Origin of the sequence: Clostridium sp. OF09-36 (genome assembly GCF_003481985.1) — a bacterium.
In the GTDB taxonomy this organism is placed as follows: Bacteria; Bacillota; Clostridia; order Lachnospirales; family Lachnospiraceae; genus Brotaphodocola.
Window position 1 is genome coordinate 228,174 of sequence record NZ_QUMD01000002.1, and the last position, 16,067, is coordinate 244,240.

At 48.1% G+C, this 16,067-nt stretch carries 17 protein-coding genes; 4 read left to right on the plus strand and 13 right to left on the minus strand.

Annotation, left to right across the window (positions count from 1 at the left end; all coding sequences use genetic code 11):
• Positions 1-70: 70 nt before the first annotated feature.
• Together DXA97_RS02830 and DXA97_RS02835 are read right to left on the minus strand one after the other, a co-directional pair.
• Positions 71-949 (minus strand): RNA methyltransferase, encoded by an 879-nt coding sequence (locus tag DXA97_RS02830; RefSeq protein WP_118718501.1) that lies wholly within the window; start codon positions 947-949, stop codon positions 71-73.
• Entirely contained in the window at positions 946-3,024 is a 2,079-nt protein-coding gene (locus DXA97_RS02835) for an NAD(+) synthase (RefSeq protein WP_118718502.1), read from the minus strand. The genes DXA97_RS02830 and DXA97_RS02835 overlap by 4 nt, the downstream gene beginning before the upstream one ends.
• A gap of 245 nt (positions 3,025-3,269) precedes the next feature.
• On the opposite strand from DXA97_RS02835, the gene DXA97_RS02840 reads away from it, so the two are divergent.
• Positions 3,270-3,701: an Rrf2 family transcriptional regulator gene (locus DXA97_RS02840; RefSeq protein WP_118718503.1), complete on the plus strand. Its 432-nt coding sequence runs from the start codon at positions 3,270-3,272 to the stop codon at positions 3,699-3,701.
• A gap of 126 nt (positions 3,702-3,827) precedes the next feature.
• Here the strand turns inward: DXA97_RS02840 and DXA97_RS02845 are convergent, their stop codons facing one another.
• The 6 genes from DXA97_RS02845 to DXA97_RS02870 form a co-directional block, all read right to left on the minus strand.
• A complete protein-coding gene (locus DXA97_RS02845; protein WP_118718504.1) occupies positions 3,828-6,080 on the minus strand; it encodes a DUF6449 domain-containing protein in 2,253 nt (750 codons plus the stop codon).
• The gene (locus DXA97_RS02850) at positions 6,055-6,954 is read right to left on the minus strand and encodes an ABC transporter ATP-binding protein (RefSeq protein ID WP_118718505.1); all 900 of its coding nucleotides are present in this window, start codon (positions 6,952-6,954) and stop codon (positions 6,055-6,057) included. Before DXA97_RS02850 ends, DXA97_RS02845 begins: the two co-directional genes overlap by 26 nt.
• Entirely contained in the window at positions 6,951-7,325 is a 375-nt protein-coding gene (locus tag DXA97_RS02855) for a GntR family transcriptional regulator (RefSeq protein ID WP_118718506.1), read from the minus strand. The genes DXA97_RS02850 and DXA97_RS02855 overlap by 4 nt, the downstream gene beginning before the upstream one ends.
• A gap of 139 nt (positions 7,326-7,464) precedes the next feature.
• Entirely contained in the window at positions 7,465-8,136 is a 672-nt protein-coding gene (locus DXA97_RS02860) for a hypothetical protein (RefSeq protein ID WP_118718507.1), read from the minus strand.
• A gap of 102 nt (positions 8,137-8,238) precedes the next feature.
• Positions 8,239-8,559 carry a helix-turn-helix transcriptional regulator gene (locus DXA97_RS02865; RefSeq protein ID WP_118718508.1) on the minus strand — a complete coding sequence of 107 codons (321 nt, stop codon included), beginning with the start codon at positions 8,557-8,559 and terminating at the stop codon, positions 8,239-8,241.
• Positions 8,546-9,934, minus strand: coding sequence for an MATE family efflux transporter (locus DXA97_RS02870; RefSeq protein WP_118718509.1), 1,389 nt, complete (start codon positions 9,932-9,934; stop codon positions 8,546-8,548). The genes DXA97_RS02865 and DXA97_RS02870 overlap by 14 nt, the downstream gene beginning before the upstream one ends.
• 116 nt (positions 9,935-10,050) lie before the next feature.
• On the opposite strand from DXA97_RS02870, the gene DXA97_RS02875 reads away from it, so the two are divergent.
• A complete protein-coding gene (locus DXA97_RS02875) occupies positions 10,051-10,914 on the plus strand; it encodes a LysR family transcriptional regulator (RefSeq protein WP_118718510.1) in 864 nt (287 codons plus the stop codon).
• Here the strand turns inward: DXA97_RS02875 and DXA97_RS02880 are convergent.
• From DXA97_RS02880 to DXA97_RS02890, 4 genes are all read right to left on the minus strand, one after another.
• Entirely contained in the window at positions 10,911-12,617 is a 1,707-nt protein-coding gene (locus tag DXA97_RS02880; RefSeq protein WP_118718511.1) for a S8 family peptidase, read from the minus strand. The two genes, DXA97_RS02875 and DXA97_RS02880, sit on opposite strands and share 4 nt — an antisense overlap.
• 87 nt (positions 12,618-12,704) lie before the next feature.
• Positions 12,705-12,824, minus strand: a complete 120-nt coding sequence (locus DXA97_RS20665; protein ID WP_243107536.1) for an ArsR family transcriptional regulator — start codon at positions 12,822-12,824, stop codon at positions 12,705-12,707.
• Positions 12,825-12,836: 12 nt separating this feature from the next.
• Positions 12,837-12,959 carry a hypothetical protein gene (locus DXA97_RS21460; protein ID WP_279221120.1) on the minus strand — a complete coding sequence of 41 codons (123 nt, stop codon included), beginning with the start codon at positions 12,957-12,959 and terminating at the stop codon, positions 12,837-12,839.
• Positions 12,956-13,180, minus strand: coding sequence for a nitroreductase family protein (locus DXA97_RS02890; RefSeq protein WP_118718512.1), 225 nt, complete (start codon positions 13,178-13,180; stop codon positions 12,956-12,958). Before DXA97_RS02890 ends, DXA97_RS21460 begins: the two co-directional genes overlap by 4 nt.
• 17 nt (positions 13,181-13,197) lie before the next feature.
• Here DXA97_RS02890 and DXA97_RS02895 point away from each other — a divergent pair, with 17 nt between their 5' ends.
• Together DXA97_RS02895 and DXA97_RS21835 are read left to right on the plus strand one after the other, a co-directional pair.
• A complete protein-coding gene (locus DXA97_RS02895; RefSeq protein ID WP_118718513.1) occupies positions 13,198-13,620 on the plus strand; it encodes an MATE family efflux transporter in 423 nt (140 codons plus the stop codon).
• A 567-nt stretch (positions 13,621-14,187) separates the two neighbouring features.
• Positions 14,188-14,334, plus strand: a complete 147-nt coding sequence (locus DXA97_RS21835; RefSeq protein WP_347561437.1) for a toxin-antitoxin system HicB family antitoxin — start codon at positions 14,188-14,190, stop codon at positions 14,332-14,334.
• A 104-nt stretch (positions 14,335-14,438) separates the two neighbouring features.
• On the opposite strand, the gene DXA97_RS02910 is transcribed toward DXA97_RS21835, so the two are convergent.
• Positions 14,439-16,055, minus strand: a complete 1,617-nt coding sequence (locus DXA97_RS02910; RefSeq protein ID WP_118718565.1) for a carboxypeptidase M32 — start codon at positions 16,053-16,055, stop codon at positions 14,439-14,441.
• Positions 16,056-16,067: the final 12 nt, after the last annotated feature.

Genomic DNA, 16,067 nt, shown 5'->3' on the forward strand with positions numbered 1-16,067 from the left:
TCTTGTTCTGCCGGAGCTTAATATTCCGGCAATCTCATTTCTGTCAATGTTTCTGCCAGCGTTTTCCTTGCTAGTTGTTTCCCTGCTGGCTATTCCGGCGCTGGCGCGCCGCCTCAAACATGAGGACCGATGCTGCCACTGCAGCATTTAAAGATTCCACGCTTCCTTCCATCGGGATACGGACATAGGTGTCGGCCATGGCGGCTGTTTCATCGGTCAGGCCATTGCCCTCGTTTCCAATGAGGAATGCAGTATCCCCGGTGTAATCCTCCAGGTCGTATGCCTGTTTTCCCTTTAAATGGGCTGCAAACAGCCGGATATTCCGGTTTTTAAGCTCCTGCAGGGTTTCATGCAGATCCTCCACATATACAAATGGCATACGGAGCACAGAACCCATGGTGGAACGGATCACCTTGGGGTTATAGATATCGGTGGTGTTCGCATCCATCACTACCCCGGTCACACCGGCACCCTCGCCTGCACGAAGGATCGTTCCCAGATTGCCCGGGTCCTGGATCGTTTCCAGCACCATAAGAAGTGCCGGCTTTTTCCGGTTTTCCTGTTTTGTACTGTTTTGTACTGATCCATCCGCATCCTGTCCGGATGCCGTGGCCTTCTCTTTTGCGGTTTTTCCAGTCACCTCATCCAGCGTATAATGATACTGCTTTACCAATGCCAGAATGCCCTGCGGCGTCTGCGTGTCGGAAAGGCTCTTAAACACTTCGTCTGTCACCAGCTCAATATGCTTTACTCCTTCCCGGAGCGTCTTGCATTCCTTTGTTTTGCTAAAGCTTTCCGATATATAAAGTGTGTGAATGCGGTCCTTCGGAATTTCGGAACACATGCGGAGTCCCTCTGCCACGAACAGATCTTCCTCTCTCCTGGTTTTTGCTTTTTTCACCAGGGCATTCACAAATTTCACCTGTTTATTGGTTGTACTGCTGATCACGCTTTTGTACTCTCCTTTAATTTGATGCTTTGTAAATCATCCATCCAGATTTGTCTTGCCGCATCACTCGGCATACGCAGGTCTCCGCGCGGGGAAACCGCCACAGAACCAACCTTCGGGCCGTCCGGCAGACAGGAACGTTTAAACTGCTGTGCAAAGAACCTGCGGTAAAAGACGTTCAGCCATTTATAGATCACTTCTTTCTCATATTCTCCCTCAAATGCCTGAAGAGCCATCCGGTAGATTCTGGAAGGTTTAAAGCCAAATCTCAGCACATAGTAAAGGAAGAAATCGTGAAGCTCATACGGTCCGACCAGATCCTCAGTCTTCTGGGAGATGACACCATTCTCCGGCGGAAGCAGCTCCGGGCTTACCGGAGTGTCCAAAACATCCAGGAGCACTGCTTTGAGTTCCTCTTCGCCGCAGACATCTGCATAGTAGCGTACCAGATGGCGTACCAGCGTCTTCGGTACGGAAACATTGACACCGTACATGGACATATGGTCACCATTGTAAGTAGCCCAGCCAAGCGCCAACTCCGACATATCGCCGGTTCCGATGACCATGCCGCCCACCTGGTTTGCGATATCCATGAGGATCTGGGTGCGCTCTCTGGCCTGGCCGTTCTCGTAAGTGACATCGTGCACCGTAATATCATGGCCGATATCTTCAAAATGCCGTGTCACCGATGCCTTAATACCAATTTCTTTTAAGGATGCCCCCAGCTTTCTGGTCATCTGGCAGGCATTCTGGTATGTCCGGTCCGTAGTTCCAAAGCACGGCATGGTAATCGCATGGATCTGGCTGCGCGGAATATTAAGCATGTCAAATGCTCTCGCAGCTACCAAAAGAGCCAGTGTCGAATCCAGTCCACCGGAAATTCCAAGCACGACATGGCTGCAGCCGGTATGCTCCAGACGCTTTTTCAGTCCCATGGCCTGAATGGTGAAGATTTCCTCACAGCGGCGGCTTCGCTCCCGCGTATCGTGCGGAACGAAAGGCCGGTTGTCGATGTAGCGGAGCAGCTTTTCACCAGCCTGCATGCCGGAAACTGCTTTGCCGGTCTCCTGCCGGCTCTGACCAGTTTCCTGCTGGCTCTGTCCGTTTTCCTGCTGGTTCTGCCCGTTTTCCTGCTGGTTCTGCCCGTTTTTGCAACTGCTGCTGTTCTCCGCTCCAGCCACAGGAGCAAGGGAAAAATGGATCGTCTGATAACCGCTGCGGTCCGGTGCCGGGTACGTGGTCGTGCGGCGCCGTTCCGCGTTCAGCCGTTCCAGATCCATGTCAGCGCAGACCGTTTCCGGTGCAAACCGCTTGGACTCTGCCAGACGTGTTCCATTCTCCGCAATGATATTGTGGCCTCCAAACACCAGGTCCTGTGTAGATTCGCCTTCCCCCGCATTAGCATAGACATAGCCGCAGATCAGTCGCGCAGACTGCCCGCAGATCAGCTCTCTCCGGTAAGAATCCTTTCCGACCACTTCGTCGCTTGCAGAGCAGTTTGCAATGACTGTTGCGCCTGCAAGCGTATGCCGGATACTCGGCGGGCACGGAACCCATACATCCTCACAGATTTCTGCCGCTACTGTCAGCTTCGGGTATTCTTTGCAGGTAAACAAAAGATTGGTTCCCATAGACACCTGGGTATCCTGCCAGTCTGTCATAACCGGAGCTTCCATACCCGGAGTAAAATGACGCAGCTCATAAAACTCCGAATAGTTTGGCAGGTTCGTTTTTGTAACCAGGCCAAGAAGCCCGCCATTGCAGATTGCTGCCGCTACATTATAAAGCTTGCCTTCATGCTCCCATGGGAGTCCCACAAATACCAGCATATGCTTATTTCTGGTGAATGATACGACTGTTTTCAGTTCTTCTTTTACCTGCTCCAGTAAAACCTCCTGTAAAAACAGGTCGTTACAGGTATACCCGGAAAGGCAAAGCTCCGGAAATACCAGAAGCTCTACGCCCTTTTTTCCGGCTTCTTCTATGATCCTGCAGATTTCCTGCCGGTTATAGACAGGATCTGCAACCTTAATCTTTGGTGTGGCTGCCGCAACGCGGATAAAGCCGTCTCTCATGTTCATTTCCTCCTGACGGAATGTGTATACAAAAAACAGGTCCCGTTTCAGTGCATACTATTGCAGACAGTATACCATATCCTGCATCAAAAATAAAGCATGAGAAACTTCCAATTCCATTTACATTCCTGACATTTTCCTGTACAATGACATACGGTGATTGCCGTTACTGTCTGCGTAATGCGCAAACAGTAACACTTGTCGGACACATATACGTGTGCGGCAGCATACAAGGAGGAATAACCATGAGAATATCAACCAAAGGACGATATGCACTGCGTATGATGATCGAATTCGGGCTGAATCCGGATGAGTGCACCAAGATCAGCCAGGTAGCTGCGCGTCAGGGCATTTCCGATAAATATCTGGAACAGATTGTTTCACTTCTTCACAAAGCAGGCTATGTGCGGAGTATCCGCGGAGCCCAGGGCGGCTATATGCTTACCAGAAAACCGGAAGAATACACGGTAGGCATGATCCTCCGCGCTGCAGAGGGAAGCCTTGCGCCGGTCTCCTGTCTGGATGAAGACATCAACCACTGTGAACACGCCGGGCGCTGCACCACCCTGACTGTCTGGCAGAAATTAAAGGATGCCATCGACGATGTCGTCGACCACACCACGCTGGCTGACCTGATCGAGGAACAGCGCAACATGCCGGAAGCCAACTTAATGTGATTTTTTCCATCTGTATATTTATCCATCTGCATATTTATGCAAATTTTTAATGAATATGCCATGGAATCCAAAAGGAGTATCGCACAGCGCCAACTACGCTTTCATCTGCGATACTCCTTTTCGTTTTTAAAATCCCATCCGTTCTTTTACAAGAGCAGGGATCTCTCCCTTTTTGAAGAAACTGTTGTATGTATTCTCGGTCTCATCTCCATTTTCTGCTTTTTGCGTGGTATCTGCCACGGTCACTTCTACCGTAAGGTCTTCCTCCTCATACATTGGGTCATAATGCAGCATCCGCTCATTTCTGGTCATATTTCCGAGCGCCCTGATCTCAGAAGGATCTGTGAATGTGATCACCTGGTATTCGTCACTTCCCGGTACATAGCCACGCACAGTTACGGAAACGATCTTGTCAGAAAGACTGCTATCGTCAACCGATATGCCAGACTGTTCCAGCAAAGCAATCGTCTTTTTAAAAGAAGGATATACCGGATAAAATGCCTCGTCCCGCACATCACTGCTGTAAGAATACCGCCACGGATACATTTCGGCCTGATTGCGGTTTTCCTTCTGGTTCCACCATGCAATAGCCTGTTCCTCTTCTTCTGTGGTAAAGCGGATCAGGCCAAGCGGCATTTCTTCTTTCATCGTGTCGAGTGTCAATGCTGCAAACTCCTGCTGGTAAGCATGGAGTAATTCTGCCCGCTGGCTGTCAGTCAGGTTTTTCAGATTCTGGTCTCCGCTGGAACGGCTCTTCCGGTAGCGGACATTGGCAAACTGCTCCGGCTGTGCAGAAAGGAGCGGATAGGCTCCACTCTGGTACTCCGCGTCCTGTTGTAATTCTTTAAGCAGTTCATAGCTCTTTGTCATATCGATGGTATAATTCCTGCTCACCACACGGCCGCTCTTTAAAGTATAGAAGACTGTTGCCATGGTATAAACCGGCTGTACCTCCTGCGCGGCCGTTTCAGCTGCTCCCACCTGCTGCGCTGCCTCCTGATAAACCATTTGCCTTCCGCCTGCCGCATTCCACTGCTCTTTCAGCCGTCTGTTTTCTTCGATACCTGCTGCTGCGATATTCAGCACTGTATCCAGGTCATTGCACTGCATGTGCTTTGCAATATAACTGCCAGACAGTTCGTCTGCATAGGTGTACACGGTATAAGGTCCGTCATTTTCTTTCTCCACATTTCCATAAGAAACCCAGCGGTTCAGATTGCTGATGTCCACCGCGGCATACTGTACTTTTTGTGCAGATGGCAGGTATGCATCGTACCCAAACAAGTCAAAGCGGAAGGAAAACACAACAGCCAGTGCCACAGCCACGCAGCATACAAGCTGCATTTTTTGTGCGAACAGCTTTCGGAAATCGAAATGATAGATACTCTCGATCACACAGTGGGCAATCATGCTTCCGCAAATGACGCCAAATGCCATCCAGCCGTTAGAATTCTGCATCGACCACAAAAATCCACCCATGCCAAGTCCACTCAGCACCGTGATGAGCACACGGACGATCGGGCAGCTAGGTCCAAAAGCCATGGCACGCCCTGCTGCTTCCGACCGGCGTTTCCGGTAAAGGAACAGAGCCGCTGCAGCAAGGATCACGGAAACCAGAAAGGCAGCTCCCGCCGCAGGCCAGACTGGCTTTCCATCCACATAGCAGGAGATGGAGTGTATGTATTCCATGACCGGAGAAATGCGGGAAACAGATTCGGTTATCCCGTTATAGTTTTCATAACTGTAGGACAGAAAAAATGTGTTGAAAAATGATTCTACAATTACCGCTGCCAGAGGTACATAAAACATCAGCACCATGCTTCCAAAAAAGCCCACCACCAGATGCCCGGTCAGCATTGACGCGATCACCACAGTGGTATAGCACAAAATATAATAGATCAGGTGAAATGCGCAGGCACTGGCTGCAGTCCCGCACAAAAGCTCCATATCGACTCCGTTTGCTGCACACACGATCACAGATGCGATCAGTGCTACTGCATAGGGGATTGCCGGCATCAGGATTCCATCGAGGTAATGCACAAGAAACAGCTTTTCCCTCCGGACCGGAATACTGTGGTAAAAATCTACACGGCTTTTCGAATTTAAATAGGAAAAGCTGCTAAGTCCGCAGATCAGGGAAACAAGGACAACCCCAAACACCGTCATGCCATTCTCAAAAGACAGCCACTTGATTGCTTCTGTTGTAAACCATTTAAGCCCCAGCTCCGCTGTCTCACACTCCCGCACTGCTCTTCCTGCCAGAAATACCAGAAATACCGGATAAAGGAAAAAGCAGCCAAGTGCAATGAGAGCCGGTGCCCACAGACGGTTTTTCCAATCCTCACGCATGAGCTTAAAATATAAGTTTTTTGACGTCATAGCCGACTACCTCCGTTTCGCTGATAAAGATTTCCTCCAGAGACAAAGGAATAGTCTCATAAAATACAGGTTCTGCCTTCTGCATAAGATATTCCACACGCCCCAGCTCCCCACGCACGGTCAGAGTCAGAAGCTTTCCACGCCGCTCTGTCTTTAAGATTTCAAGCCCCTCAATGTCCTCCGGCCTTGTTCCTTCTTTTAATACGCACTGCACCTTATGCAGATTCATTTTCATTTCGTCCAGATCGCGGCTTAACAGGATACCGCCTTTATGGAGCAGCCCCACATGGTCGCAGATATCTTCCAGCTCCCGTAAGTTGTGGGAAGCGATGATCGGTGTCAGATTCCGTTCCTCCATGTCATTGGCAAAAATACTCTTAACCGCCTGGCGCATGACCGGGTCAAGGCCGTCAAAGGTCTCGTCACAGAACAGATACTCTGTCCCCGCACAAATTCCGCAGAGAATGGAAACCTGCTTTTTCATGCCCTTGGAAAATGTATTGATCTTGCGGTTTTTCTGCAGGCCAAAGCTGTTCATAAGCGTGTCGAAACGGGACACATCAAAGTCCGGGTAGACAATGCGGTAATAGTTCATCATGTCCTGTGGCGTCGCATTCCCGAAGAAATACTGGTCATCGGAAATATAAAAGAACTTCCGTTTTGCTGCCTCGTTCTCATAAATATCCATGCCATCGACCGTAATATTTCCCTCGTCCGGCTTCAAAACACCTGCTGCCATGCGCAGAAATGTACTCTTCCCGGCTCCGTTAGTCCCGATGAGGCCAAATACGTTTCCTTCCCGGATCTTGGCGCTGATATGATCCACCGCGAGGATATCATCGAATTTTTTTGTAAGGTTGGTTGCCTCTATCATACTATTTCCTCTCCTCCAAACTGTTCCTCCGCCATGCGGGTAAACTCTTTTTTATCTATACCAAGGCTCCTTGCCTCTGCTGCAAGAGCTGCCACCTTCTCTTCCAGTTCCCGGTGCTTCTGCTCCCGGAGCCTGCTGATGCTTCCCACAAAGCTGCCACGCCCCTTCACGGAATAAATAAAACCATTCCGCTCCAGCTCTGCATAAGCCCGTTGTATGGTATTGGGGTTGATGGAGAGCTCTGTTGCCAGTGAACGTACCGACGGCATTTGCACATCCTCTTCCAGAACACCAAGGATCATCAGCTCCTTTAAGCGGTCCGCTACCTGTTCATAGATTGGACGGCTGTCTTTATAATCCAGATGAATCATGTTCCTGCGTTCTCTCCTTTCTGTATAAGTGTATTAATCATCTTAATACACTTATATCACAGTCAAGTTGGAAATGCAACCACATCTTTCCAAAATACTATATTTTTTCATAATATCACCTAGCTGCCGGCTTGTTATCCTAAAAGCCAGTCTGCACCAGCTCCTGGTAAAGAGACTGGCTGCAGCTTAGATCGATCTTTCCCAATTCGTCTAAAAGCAGCCCTGGTTCATAATTTCTTCCAAAGTCCAGATCGTGGACAAAATAAGAAATCTCGCCTCCCTGGTCACGCATCAAAAGCTCCAGAAGGTAAATGATATGGTCTTTCGCCAGAACCGGAAGCTTTTCTTCTATTCTTAATGTCTCCAGGATATTGACAAACTCTGTTTCCCCTACCGGTGGCTCCGATACATCCGTCCTGCGGTAAACCACCTCTGCCGGTTCCTGCCCGCAGATAACCAGCATACTGTCTGGATGCAGCGTGCCGCCCGGCCATTGCTTCTGCCCTCCCTCATTGATGAAATAACAATATTCCTCCGTATTCAGCCTGGCAAATAGTTCCGTAAGGTCTTCACACTCAGGCCATATTGCCGTAAGCCCGGAAAGGTCCTCTGCCTTTTCTTTTTCCTGCTTCTGGATAAAACGAACTACAAAACAATCGAATTCGTATAAGGAACGGAAACCACCATAACGAAAGCTATTAACAATGTGCATGCCACACCCGCTTCTTACCGGACGCATATCGCATTCGATTCTGCGCGTCACATAGCAGGTTCCGTCTTCGTCTGCATAAATAAGTCTTCCTTTTTTCATAAAAAAACCTCCTGTCATTCCCAAACCGGTTATGACAAGAGGATAAAACATCAGTTCGTTTTTGTCATTGGACAAATGGTCCAATGCTTTTTATTTATGATATTATGCTGTCTTTTGTTGAAAATACTTTAGATAAGAAACCAGATACTCTTTTCCGTGAAATGCCTCCAGGTAAACCGGTTTTTCCCCGCATCCGGCCAGAAGATCTTCCATATGTACCCCAAAAAGCCTGCTGAGCGCATATAAATGATCTACAGAGGGAAGTGTTTTCCCCCGGAGCCACCGGTAAACAGGCTGGGGACAGGAAAGGTGCAGGTAATCCTGTATTTCACGGATATTATAGCCAGCCCTGCGGATCTGATACCGCAATGACTTTCCGCTCTGGCTGACATCCAGTCCCGGATACTGATCATTTCTCTCCATATTTTTCACCTCGCAGATATTCCATCCGCTTTAACTCCGGAAGAACCGTGCACAGCATTGTCACAAAGCACAGGCTTCCTCCGATGACATTAGAAACCGGTTCTGCCAGAAACACACCGTCCGTCCCCATATGTAAAGCATAAGGCATGAAATAAGTAAGCGGAACGACAATAAACACCTTTCGGAGCAGCGAAAAGAAGATCGCATGCTTCTTTTTGTTCAATGACTTAAATACTGTTTGTCCAAAGTACTGCAGATCCATAAAAATAAATGCTGTAAAATACTGCTTCAATGCCGGAACCGCATCCTGTAAAAGAAGTGGATCGGAGCTGAATATCTGGATCAGAACGTCCGGCACCAGTATGATGCTGCTCCACATGATGGCCGTATAGCAAAGCATCATAAGCCCCATCACGATTCCGGCCTTTCTGACACGCGCCGGGCGGCGGGCACCGTAATTATAGCTCAGAATCGGGGATGATCCATCATTGATCGCAGAGATCGGGGTTTCTACCAGCTGGCGCACGCTGGACACGATCGTCATGACCGAAATGTAAATATCACCGCCTGTGACACCAAGCACATGGTTGCAGCAGATCGTTACCAGGCTGTTGGTCAGCTGCATCACAAAGCCAGCTGTGCCAAGACTGACAATATCCTTCGCATAACCTGTGCACGCTTTCATCTCATGTTTTCTAAGAAAGCGCACCTTTAATTCCGATTTCCTGGTTAGGAAAAACAGTACAAATGCCGCTGACATACACTGCGAAATAACGGTAGCAATTGCTGCCCCGCGTACTCCAAAACCAAGGACAAAAATAAACAGCGGATCCAGAACAAGGTTGGCAGCCGCACCGATCGCAACCGAAAGCATTCCGATCAGGGAATATCCCTGCGCATTAATAAACGGGTTCATGCCAACCGCGATCATCGACGGCAGTGTGCCAGTCAGATAGATCATCATATAAGGAAGCGCATAAACCATGGCTCCTTCGGAGGCACCAAATAAAATCAGGATCTGACGCATAAACAAAAATCCTGCCAGCATGAGTGCAACTCCGGTAAAGCAAAGCATGGTAAACGATGTGTTCATAATATCGTTTGCTTCGCGTTCTTCCTTTTTGCCCCTGCGGATAGAAAATAGCGGTGCACCACCGCTTCCATATAAATTAGAAAATGCAGTAATGATCACGATCAGAGGAAAGCACAATCCCACTGCACCAAGTGCTATTGTTCCCACCTCCGGGATCCGGGCGATGTAAATGCGGTCTACTATATTATACAGCAGATTCAGCATCTGGGCTACCAGCATTGGGACTGCCGCTCCCAGAATATTGCCGGTTACCGTGCCATGTTCAAAATCGATTCGTTTCATAAATCCTTCATCCCTTTTTTATTCTTGCATTTGAGTATAGCACGAGGTATTCTATATGTAAATTATTGTTTTTATATGGGAAATAAATATTTTTTGTATAGAAAGGTGAGGCTATTTTGGAACTCAGACAATTAGAATACTTTCGTGCTATTGTAGATGCCGGGACGATCAGCGGTGCTGCCCGGGAACTCCATATGACACAGCCACCGCTCAGCTACCAAATGAAAATGCTGGAAGAAGAATTGCAGGTTTCCCTGTTTTTGCGCGGAAGCAAGCGGGTACAGCTGACAGAAGCCGGCAAAACCCTTTACGAACAGGCAGGAAATCTTCTGATGCTCTCCGACCTTACCAAACGCGAGGTAACAAAATCTGCCCAGGCTGCAACGCTTCATATCGGAATGACACCCTCTACGGTTTCCCTTATGTCGGATTATCTACTCCGTTTCGCGAAAAAATATCCGCAGATCCGCTTCGATGTACATGAAGGTTCGACGTTTACGCTGAAAGACCAGCTTGAAAACCGTCAGATTGACGTAACAACGCTAAGAACCCCCATTATGCTAAACGGATGCGAAACACGTACACTCGCCAAGGAAACCCTGCTTGCCATGGCAAATGTCAACGATCCGCTCCTCCAGAACCGTGGTTCCATTAGCCTGCAGGAGCTTTCTGAGCAGCCTCTGATCTTATCCCACCGCTACCGGAAATATATGCTCTCTGCCTTTGAGCAGGCAGGACTCATCTGCGATATTTATCTTGCATGCGAAGATGCACGTACAGCTATGATCATGGCCGAAAAAGGACTTGGCATAGCCATTTTGCCGGAATCCATGAAAAACCAGTCCTCCAGCTTAAAAGCATGCGCCATCACAGGCGCCGACCTGGCAACAGAAGTGCTCCTCGTATGGAGAAAAGGAAGACTGCCGGCGGAGGTACAGGATTTTCTAGAGACGAATTTCATCGGAAAAACAGAGTTTTAGACAAGATATTTTGGTATGCTATTCGAAACACACAAACCCCCATACCCCACCAGCGGGTTCGGATACTCCGCAATCCCCGGAAGCTTTTTCGCCCCGCGTCTCAAATAAGCCTTCACCTTCTCCCCATACAAAAACGGATCATTTCCATTCACGATTCCCCACTGCATCAGAAGCGCTGCCGAACCCACGACAACCGGTGTCGCAAATGAGGTACCTGTGACGGACTGGTAGCCTCCATTCACCGCCGGAGCCATGATTCCGACTCCGGGAGCAGCAAGATCCGGCTTGACCTGATTGGTCAAGCGCGTAAATCCGCGCCCGGAAAAATCCGCATAGGAATTGTAATAGCTGTTATAAGCTCCTACCGTGATGACCTTCGATGCTGTAGACGGAATCGTCAGTGTCGTATCGGGTGTCGGCCTGAGAAAACGGGTAGCTGTATTTAAAACTCTGGCAGAGGGAAGCCAGAAATCATACTGTCCGCGCACCAAACTTACCGGTCTTAAAAAGAACGTCCAGATTCCTTCTTCCACATAATTTCCTTCATCCGGAATGAAATCAAAATAAATTTCCTGCGCCGCGCTGTAGGGTCCCGGTTTCCCGTAATATAACAGAATCTGGGTACTGCGGTAGCGGAAACGTGCCGGACCCAGATTTTCTGAAAACGGACCAAACTGTTCTCCCGATGGTGCCTGCAGGCTGATCTCAAACTGATCACTATAAGACTTCCAGAGCTGGATACTGAAGCTGCTTTCATACGCAGAAACCGTAAATTCCACTGTTTCTGTTGTCCGCATCTGCAAAATACCAGATGTATGACCACTCGCGGCGCCTTCATTTCCGCTTCCCACCACAATCGTCGTCCGACCGTAATTGCCAATGTCATCTAAAAAAGTTTCCAGAAGACTGGTTCCGTCGTGAGAGCCATAGGTATTTCCAAAGCTGATATTGATCACCAATGGCAAAAACCGGTCTGCAGCAAACGAAACAGCATAGTTCACGGCCCGCATTAATTCTGTTGTGCGAGGAAAGCCACAGGGTCTGGCAGTCCCAAGCTTCACGACCAAAAGATCGCTTTCATAGGCAATTCCGCGATATCCGGAATCGAGACCCGCCGCGATCCCCGCAACCGCAGTTCCATGGCCGCTCACATCCACAGAAGGAACGATCTGTCTGGCTGCAGCCCTGTTTCCGCTTTCTAAAGCCGTATTGATCTCTTCGGATGTATAAATGCGATTCTGGGTCTGATCCCACAGTTCCAGGATTCTTGTGGAACCGTCCTCCTTTCGGAAGACTTCGTGAAAATAATCGATCCCGGAATCCAGCACTGCGATCAAAACTCCGCGTCCGCTTAAGTTCGGTGGTGCTTCCTGCAAAATATTCACACAAGAGGCTGTCTTTGCCTGATTGATGGCAAAGAACAGCCTCTTCGGTTTTTCGATGTATTCAATTTGTGGAAGCGCACTGATGAGTGGTATCTGGCTTTCTTTCACAGTAAGAATCGCATATTCATTGCGCATCTCCTCCACGGAAGCGCCAAGGTTTCTCACCTCATCCAGATTTCCCGAGTACTTCACGATCAGCTCCCAGGTGTTTTCTTCCGGGTCAAATCCAGTTTCTAATTCCGAGGAACGGCTTCGTTCCTCCGGGCTTGTATCAAGGGAAAGATTCAAAAGATTTTCCAGTTTCTGGTTCGTCGGCATAACAATGTTCCAACCTATAAACCGTTCACATTTTTCAGTATTCTATGCGCTGGATTTCACTATGATGAATCAAGCAAAAAATCGATATCATTTTTTCGTTCCTTCCCTACTCACCTTCAAAACCCCTGCATCTTTTAAAATCTGCAGGTGATGCGAAACCGTCGGTCTTGAAAGATGCGTCTTTTCCGTGATTTCATTGACCCGCACTCCAGAGCAGTTTCACATTTTCATCATTTCCAGGATCATGTGCTGCCGGTTTTTGTCGCCCAGCGCAATCAGAATCTTCCTGCTTTTTTCAAAATCAGCCGCCAGCTGCTCAATCTGTTCTTTTGCGTCCATCATTTTACCTTATGTCCGGTAACTGCTTCAAAATGATACTTGGCGATTCCAAGGTCGATCTTGGAATAAAAGCCTCTGAGTGATTTTGCTGTTACTGTTCCATCTTTCAGTTCAAAGAAAAATTTCTGCTGGTTCTCTACTAATCCGGAACCTGCTGCCAAAGCATTCGGAGGTGTTCCCTGCGGAAGCATACAGGCAAAACCACAGGAGAAAATAATGTTCATCAAAAGGAGTTTTTATTATGAATTCACAAACCAGTAAATCTCTCACTGAGGGAAGTCTCTACCGGCATCTGTGTACCCTGGCACTTCCTCTGATCCTCGGAAATATCCTGCAACAGTTTTACAATACCATCGATGCGTTCGTCATTGGCCGCTTCGCGGGAACCGGTGAATTTGCCGCAATCGGCATCGCGGGAACGGTCATGAATCTGTTTTTGTTCGCTCTTGTTGGGGTATGCACCGGTTTTTCCAGCCTGCCTGCATCGTTTATCTGCTTCACAGTCATAGGGAACTGCTGTTTCAAAAAAAAGACTGCCAGCTTGTCCCGGACAGACTCCGGGAAACCCTGCATTTTGGCTCCGTCACAGCGCTGCACCAGTCTGGCCTTTACATCGGAAAAATGCTGGTACAGGGCGCTGTCAACACGGGCGGCACTGACCTGATCGCAGCTTACACTGCTGCCACGCGCGTGGAGGGCTTCGCAAATTCCTTTGGAGACAGCGGCTCCGCAGCCATATCACACTGCGCGTGATTCTCTCCTGGATCTTGATTGGGCAGTATCAGCTGAAAGCGGTGGCTGTCGCTACCGGAATCGGCTGGGTGCTGGTGAATGTGTTCTAGAGTATGATGCTGAGACGAAGTAACAAAAAATAACAAAGTATAAAACGTCCTTTTGCAACTATTATTAGTTGCACTTTTCTTGATCACAGCGTATAATATAATTAACGGGGGATATATTATGGGACAAAAAGAATTAAAATCTTATCAGATTAAGCAGTTGATAGAAATTTTGGAACAGGAGGGACTCATATGAATAACACCATTCAGTACAAAGGCTATATCGGCAGCGTTGAATTTTCCGAAGAAGATGGTATTTTTTATGGAAAAGTCATGGGCATTCGTTCTCTGATTCTTACGAAGGCGAGAGTGCTAAGGACCTTCTTGATGATTTTCACAGCGCTATCGATGATTATCTGGAAACCTGCAAAGTTGAAGGAAAAGAGCCTGAGATTGCTTTTAAGGGTAGCTTCAATATCCGCCTTTCTCCTGAGCTTCACAAAAAACTATTCATTTACACAACTGCTCACCAAATGTCCATAAACAAGTATATCGAAAATACTTTGGAAAATTCTCCAGCAGCACACGTTATCGTTTAAGTATTTTCCCGCCCAGTTATAATAACTGAGCGGGATTTTTTTCGTAGCAATCCACTGTTTCTTTTGGTCTTTTTTCTATTTATTTTTCTGTAATTTCTTGTTTGTTATATTGCGTACAGCTTCCTATATTTTTCCTCGAGATACTCCACGTAATACCGCGGCTCAAAATCCTCCCCGGTCATATCCCTTAAAATTTCCCGGCTGGTCTTCATCTTTCCATAGCGGTGTACATGTATTTTCAAATACTCCCGGATCACATCCAGCCGTCCTTCCTCCAGAAGTTTTTCAAAATCCATTTCTTTTTTCATCTGTACCAGCATCTGTGCGCCAAAGGCACTTCCAAGAGCATACGACGGGAAATATCCGAAGGATCCCTGCGCCCAGTGTATGTCCTGCAGCACACCTTCTGCATCATTTTCCGGACGGATACCAAGATATTCTTCATATTTATCAGCCCAGAGTTTCGGAAGTCCTTTTACATCCAGATTTTTCTCGATCAGCATTTTTTCCAGTTCATAACGAACCAGAACGTGAAGACTGTAGGTCAGCTCATCCGCTTCGGTGCGGATCAGCCCCGGTTGTACTTTGTTGATGGCGCGGACAAACATTTCCCGCCCTACGCCCTTTAACTGCTCTGGGAACAGCTCTTTCAGCTTGCCGTATACCGGGATCCAGAAAGCTTCGCTCCGACCGATAATATTTTCGAAGAAACGGGACTGGGATTCGTGCATCCCCATAGAAGTTCCCTGCCCTGCCGGTGTCTGGCTCAGCCGGTCATCGATACCAAATTCATAGATGGCGTGTCCGCTCTCATGAATCACGGAAAATGCCGAGGAATCCACACGGGATTTGTAGTGCGTCGTGATGCGCACATCACGGTTATGAAGGTTGGTTGTAAAGGGATGTGCACTGACTGCCAATACTCCTTTGGAAAAATCAAAGCCCACATAGTTTGCCAGATACTCTGCCAGCTCGCGCTGTTTTTCTTTCGGATAATCTCCATCCAGAAAATCGTCCTGGACGCGGACTGGACTTTCCATAACCTGTTTTAAGAGCGGAACAATATGCTCTTTCAAAAGACCAAAGAATTCATCCAGCCTTTCCATGGTAAAACCTGGTTCAAAAGAATCCAGCATGACATCGTAAAGCTTCTGCCCTTCTTTCTGACGGTAAGAGGCGAATTTTTTCTGGTAATCGATGATTTCCTGCAAAACCGGCGCAAAAGCTTCAAAATCGTTTTCTTTCCGTGCTTTGGTCCAGATACGGGTCGATTTTGCAGTCAGTTCCTGATAAGCGCGGTATTCTTCCGGCGGAATGCAGGAGACTTCCTCGATCTCGCGCTTTGCGGCTTTCAAGATAGCACGGCGGATGTTTTCTTCCGTAAGTTCTGTATCATCTGTCCTCGTGGAACATGCCGCTCCATTTTCTGCCGTCTGCAGATGTTCTTTTTCTTTCGTTTTCCCGTCCGAAACCGTTTTTCTGCTTTCCTCCAGTTCATCTAAGCATCGGTCCACCAGTTCTTTCACCCGCGGATCCATCATGATTCGCTGATAAGAAGCGGAGAGCACGCCCTGCATCCGGGCAGTGCGGCTTCCTGCTGCTTCGGGAGCCAGCGTCTCATCGTCCCACTCAAACAGGATCAGGGCAGTCTGATATGCCTGAGCCTCTTCTAAATACTTCATCAGTTCTTCGTAATCTGAATTTTTGTTTTCTGTATTCATATCGTCCTCCTG

What these genes read in the sequence shown, in the direction of transcription:
- DXA97_RS02845 (WP_118718504.1), bottom strand. Translation starts at nt 6,080, where the DNA reads ATGACGTCAAAAAACTTATATTTTAAGCTCATGCGTGAGGATTGGAAA.
- DXA97_RS02865 (WP_118718508.1), bottom strand. Translation starts at nt 8,559, where the DNA reads ATGGAGAGAAATGATCAGTATCCGGGACTGGATGTCAGCCAGAGCGGA.
- DXA97_RS02840 (WP_118718503.1), top strand. Translation starts at nt 3,270, where the DNA reads ATGAGAATATCAACCAAAGGACGATATGCACTGCGTATGATGATCGAA.
- DXA97_RS02890 (WP_118718512.1), bottom strand. Translation starts at nt 13,180, where the DNA reads ATGAACATTATTTTCTCCTGTGGTTTTGCCTGTATGCTTCCGCAGGGA.
- DXA97_RS02870 (WP_118718509.1), bottom strand. Translation starts at nt 9,934, where the DNA reads ATGAAACGAATCGATTTTGAACATGGCACGGTAACCGGCAATATTCTG.
- DXA97_RS02835 (WP_118718502.1), bottom strand. Translation starts at nt 3,024, where the DNA reads ATGAGAGACGGCTTTATCCGCGTTGCGGCAGCCACACCAAAGATTAAG.
- DXA97_RS21460 (WP_279221120.1), bottom strand. Translation starts at nt 12,959, where the DNA reads ATGATGGACGCAAAAGAACAGATTGAGCAGCTGGCGGCTGATTTTGAA.
- DXA97_RS02880 (WP_118718511.1), bottom strand. Translation starts at nt 12,617, where the DNA reads ATGCCGACGAACCAGAAACTGGAAAATCTTTTGAATCTTTCCCTTGAT.
- DXA97_RS02910 (WP_118718565.1), bottom strand. Translation starts at nt 16,055, where the DNA reads ATGAATACAGAAAACAAAAATTCAGATTACGAAGAACTGATGAAGTAT.
- DXA97_RS02860 (WP_118718507.1), bottom strand. Translation starts at nt 8,136, where the DNA reads ATGAAAAAAGGAAGACTTATTTATGCAGACGAAGACGGAACCTGCTAT.
- DXA97_RS02855 (WP_118718506.1), bottom strand. Translation starts at nt 7,325, where the DNA reads ATGATTCATCTGGATTATAAAGACAGCCGTCCAATCTATGAACAGGTA.
- DXA97_RS02850 (WP_118718505.1), bottom strand. Translation starts at nt 6,954, where the DNA reads ATGATAGAGGCAACCAACCTTACAAAAAAATTCGATGATATCCTCGCG.
- DXA97_RS02895 (WP_118718513.1), top strand. Translation starts at nt 13,198, where the DNA reads ATGAATTCACAAACCAGTAAATCTCTCACTGAGGGAAGTCTCTACCGG.